Origin of the sequence: Dyella silvatica (assembly GCF_026283955.1) — a bacterium.
GTDB lineage: Bacteria > Pseudomonadota > Gammaproteobacteria > Xanthomonadales > Rhodanobacteraceae > Dyella_C > Dyella_C silvatica.
In genome coordinates this window covers 1-4,708 of the sequence record NZ_JAPDPE010000199.1, presented here as the reverse complement: position 1 = coordinate 4,708, position 4,708 = coordinate 1, and the positions used below count along the sequence as shown (strand labels likewise).

The 4,708-nt window shown below is 62.3% G+C and carries 3 protein-coding genes; all 3 read right to left on the bottom strand.

Annotation, left to right across the window (positions count from 1 at the left end):
- Window positions 1-346: 346 nt before the first annotated feature.
- Window positions 347-1,942, bottom strand: a complete 1,596-nt coding sequence (locus OUZ52_RS22365; protein ID WP_266160808.1) for an MFS transporter — start codon at window positions 1,940-1,942, stop codon at window positions 347-349.
- Window positions 1,943-1,981: 39 nt separating this feature from the next.
- Window positions 1,982-3,358, bottom strand: coding sequence for an FAD-containing oxidoreductase (locus OUZ52_RS22360; protein WP_266160807.1), 1,377 nt, complete (start codon window positions 3,356-3,358; stop codon window positions 1,982-1,984).
- 90 nt (window positions 3,359-3,448) lie between these two features.
- The coding region (locus tag OUZ52_RS22355; protein WP_266160806.1) for an NAD(P)/FAD-dependent oxidoreductase at window positions 3,449-4,708 on the bottom strand (1,260 nt) is incomplete at its 5' end.

Sequence of the window (4,708 nt, the reverse complement as noted above, 5' to 3'; positions counted from 1 at the left end):
AAAACCATCGAATGCGTTGGCGCCAGTCAACATCGGCCCACATCGCCAAAAGGCGCCTGGACCTGCAAAACCTAAAGATATCCATTAACGATGCTGCATTCGCCGTTTGCCGCCGTGAGAAGGTGATAAAGCTCGTGTCTTCTCAAGCTTTCGGGCGATGATAGTGCTGCACGCCTTTTGGCACTAGCCATGACTGTAAAGATCAGCATCGCCTTCGTGCGAGGCGGCCGCAGGTCGCGTCATTTGCGCCCCCGCGCACAGTTACCGGGCATCAGAGCGCAGCCCTGCGCGCTGACCGGGCCAGTTGACTAGTCAGGTGGCTGTGGTCACGAGCCGCGATGGCATCCTAGGCCCGCTGGCCGCCAATGTAATGACGTACCACCGGTGCATGCCCCTCGCTTAAAAAGGTGGCAACCGTCCATTGCAGGCGCTGGGCATCGCGCGAGACACGCTCATGCTGACGCAGATGCTCCAGCCAGGAAGCGACCATGAAGGTTTCGACGTAGTCGTTCGCATGCTCGGCGTCCTGGAAGATCCCCCAGAAGATGGCGCCATCGCGGCGCCGGGCCCGCCCCAGAACATGCAAGGCTTGCAGAAATTCAGCGCGACACTCCGGACGAACGGAATAGTTCACGGTGACCAGGGCCGGGCCGCGCTCTTGCGCCAGCTCGTCGGAAACAATCGGCAGGGGCCAATGCGCCGAAGGTACGAGATCGTCGGGATCCTTGCCCTTCAGGCTGATGTTCGCGGTAATCACGGATGACAGCACCAGACCGAGCGCAGCCGCCGCCAGCGCCGGCTGAATACCCCAATGAGACGCCACCCAGCCCCAGCCTGCGCTACCGACCACCAGGCCGGCAGAAAACGCCGTGATATACATCGAAAGTGCGCGGGCACGCACCCATGCCGGGACGCTGGTCTGTGCCGAAACCTGCAAGGCGGACAGCACGGCGATCCAACAGGCGCCGATGATCAGCATCGCCGCACCCGCAAAGATAGCGTTGCGCAGGTAGGCCATCGACAGCATGGTCAGCGCATACAGCACGCTGGCGGCCAACACCTGGCGCTCTCGGCCAAGCCATCGCCGAAGCGTGGGCAATAGAAGCCCGCCCACGATGGCGCCCAGGCCCGCGGCGCCCAACATCACGCCATAAATGGCGGGCCCAGCCTTGAGTTCGACGCGCACATACAAGGGCAGTAAAGACCAGGTCGCGGTGGCAAACAGAAAAAACAGCACGGCACGCAGCAACACCCCACGGAAATTCGAGGAGTTGGCTACGTAACGCAGCCCCGCGCGCAAGGCGCCAAAGAACTGCTCCGCGGGTAGGTCCGACTTAGTCGGCTCGCGCTTCCACCACAACAGCACGAAAATCACCGCCAGAAACGACAAGGCGTTCAACGCATAGGCGATGGCGGGCCCGAGGCTGAGCAGAATGAGTCCGCCGATCGCCGGGCCGATCGCCCGCGAGGCATTGAATCCAATCGAAGTCATCGCCACCGCGGCAGGCAGTTGCGCGGCAGGTACCACCTCGGGCGTGGTCGACGACATCGCCGGCATGCTCATGGCCGAACCGATGCCCAATCCAAGCGTAAGCAGCAGCAACAGCTCCGGTGTCAGCAGGTGCATCCACGTCGTCACCGAGAGCACGCTCGCGATGATCAGCGTCCAGGACTGGGTGATGATCAGGTAGCGCCGCCGATCCACGATATCGGCCAGGGCGCCTGCGACCAGGGCCAGCGCCAGAATCGGCAAGGACCCTGCCGTTTGCACCAAGGACACCAGCAGGGGCGATGCCGACAACGACGTCATCATCCAGCCAGATGTCGTGTCATTGATCCAGGTACCGATATTGGAGGCAAGCGTGGCCATCCACAGCCAACGAAAGACTGTTGACTGGAACGGCGCCCATGCAGAGCCGGCTTTGGCTTGATCGCCGCTCATCGCGTCGTGGCATTCATCAGAGACCTCTATCGTCCAGGCCTAAACAGCGTGGAGACTTTGCAGCGCCGTCGGCAGCAATTCCGCCACCGTCGGGTGAATATGCACGGCATGCGACACGACGGTGTACGGCACCTTGGCGTACATCACATCCAGCAGACAATGAATGGCCTCGTCGCCGTTGACACCGAAAATGGCTGCCCCGAGCAAGGCCTGCGTCGCCCCATCGACAATGACTTTCATGAAGCCGATCGTCTCGCCACGCTCGACCGCCCGCCCGACCCGCGACATCGGCCGCACGCCCACCAGAACCTCGCGGCCGGATTGCCGCGCCTCTTGCTCCGTCATGCCCACCCGTGCCAGCGGAGGGTCGGTAAACAAACTGTAGGCGGGACTGCGGTCAGAGATACGGCGCTGACCTTGATCGAGCACATCCGATGCAACGATTTCGAAATCGTTATAGGCGGTATGGGTAAAAGCGCCTCGCCCATTGCAGTCGCCCATGGCCCAGATGCCAGGCACATTGCTGCGGCAATGCTCGTCCACCTGAATGTAGCCGCGCGCATCGACGACGACGCCGGCCTTGTCCAGGCCAAGATCATCCGTGTTGGGGCGACGGCCCATGGCAAGTAGCAAGTGCGTTCCCACCGCGTTCTCGCAGATTTGATTGCCTTGCGCCTTCACCCTCACCGCGCCGGCCGTTCCTTCCAGGGCGATGCATTCCGCACCCAGGTGAACCGTGATGCCTTCATTCTGAAGCAGCGCCAGAACGGCGGCTGAGGTGTCTTCGTCCTCGTGCGGCAACAGACGCGAGGCCCGCTCGATGATGGTGACCCTGGACCCAAAGCGGCGAAACATCTGCCCGAACTCCAGGCCGATATAGCTGCCGCCGACAATCAGCAGGTGTTCCGGCAAATCACGAAGTTCCAGCATGTCCGCATGGGTCAGAAACGGGACCGAATCGATGCCGGAGATCTCCGCTGCCGCCGCGCGTCCACTGACATTGATAAAAAACGACTTGGCTTCGATAAGCGTATCGCCCACGCGCAAGGTCGTCGCCGACTCGAACCGGGCATGCCCTTTCAACAAGGTCACCTGGGGCATGTTGCGCAGCCAGTGCTCGACACCGTTGCGGGCCTTGCCAGAAATACCCTGGGTACGCTCCCACACTCCTTGCATATCGACGTGTGAATCCTCGGCCTGTCGCACGCCGTACTCATGCGCGCGCTGCGTCATGTGGGCCACGTAGGCGCTGGCCACCATGGCTTTGGTCGGTATGCAGCCGGTGTTCACGCAGGTACCGCCCACCAGCTTTCGCTCGATCACGGCGACCCGTTGCCCCGCCTTGCCCAATCTTTCGGCCAGTGGTGGACCGGCCTGCCCGGCGCCGATCACGACGGCATCAAAATGCTGATTCATGGAACCTCCAGGCAGCAGGACCATAAGCCATGCCCTGTCGCCATCGAAACGTTAGCGGGATGCGATTCATGCGGGGAGATTATCGGCCTTTCAGCCCGCCTCGGGATTGAGGTATTTGTGCACGGCCTGGATCACCACCGAGCCCTCGCCGACACCGGACGCCACGCGCTTGACCGAGCCGCTGCGCACATCCCCCACCGCAAAGATGCCAGGCTTGTTGGTAGCAAACGGAACCGAGCTAGGCATGCCCTCGCCATCGATGCCGGTGATGACAAAACCTTTCGTATCCAGTACCAGGCAGCCGTGTAGCCAGTCCGTGTTCGGCTCGGCGCCGACCATCACGAACATATTGGCGATAGCCCGGGTTTCGGGTGAGCCATCGTGACGTCCGCACCACGTCACATGCTGCAGTCGGTCGCCGCCCTCAAGGCCCACGACTTGGGTTTCGGTATGCAGGGTAATGCGCGGCGATTGATGGATACGCCGAATGAGATAGTCGGACATGGTGGCCGCCAGACCGGTTCCGCGCACAAGCATATGTACGTGCGCGGCGATGCGGGAAAGAAACACCGCAGCCTGTCCCGCGGAGTTTCCTCCGCCCACCACGACCACCTCCTCGCCTGCGCAAAGCTTCCCTTCCATCGGCGTGGCGGCGTAATGAATACCCTGCCCTTCATAGCGATCGTAGTTGGGCACATCCAGTTTGCGATAACGCGCCCCCGTCGCAATCACGATGGCGCGTGCCGCCACCTGCTGCCCACCCTCCAACTCCAGTTGATAGGGCCGCGCCGCGCAATGCAGCCTCACCACATGGCGCGAGATGGCCAGGCGAGCGCCAAACTTCTGCGCCTGAATTTGCGCGCGACCGGCCAAGGCCTGCCCTGAAATGCCGGTGGGAAACCCCAGATAATTCTCGATTTTCGACGACGTACCCGCCTGGCCTCCGGGCGCCAGGCCTTCGATCACGATCGTGTCCAAACCCTCCGAGGCGGCATACACCGCCGCCGCCAGCCCGGCTGGCCCGGCCCCCACCACGGCGACGTCGTGGACGTAGCCCGGCTCGAACGATTCGGTCAAACCCAGGCTATCGGCCAGCGCCGCCGTCGACGGGTTCATCAACATTTGATGGTCTGGCGAAATCACTACCGGGAAAAGATGCGGCTGGACCTCGAACGTGCCGGGCAGCCCGGCGGCCTTCGGGTCGAGATCGGTATCGATCAGGCGATGCGGGTAACCGTTTCGAACCAGGAATCGCTGAAGTCGCAGTGTATCCGCGCCATGGCCCGGCCCTATCAGCACGACACCGCCGATACCCTGCTGGATGATGTTCACGCGACGAAGAATGAATGC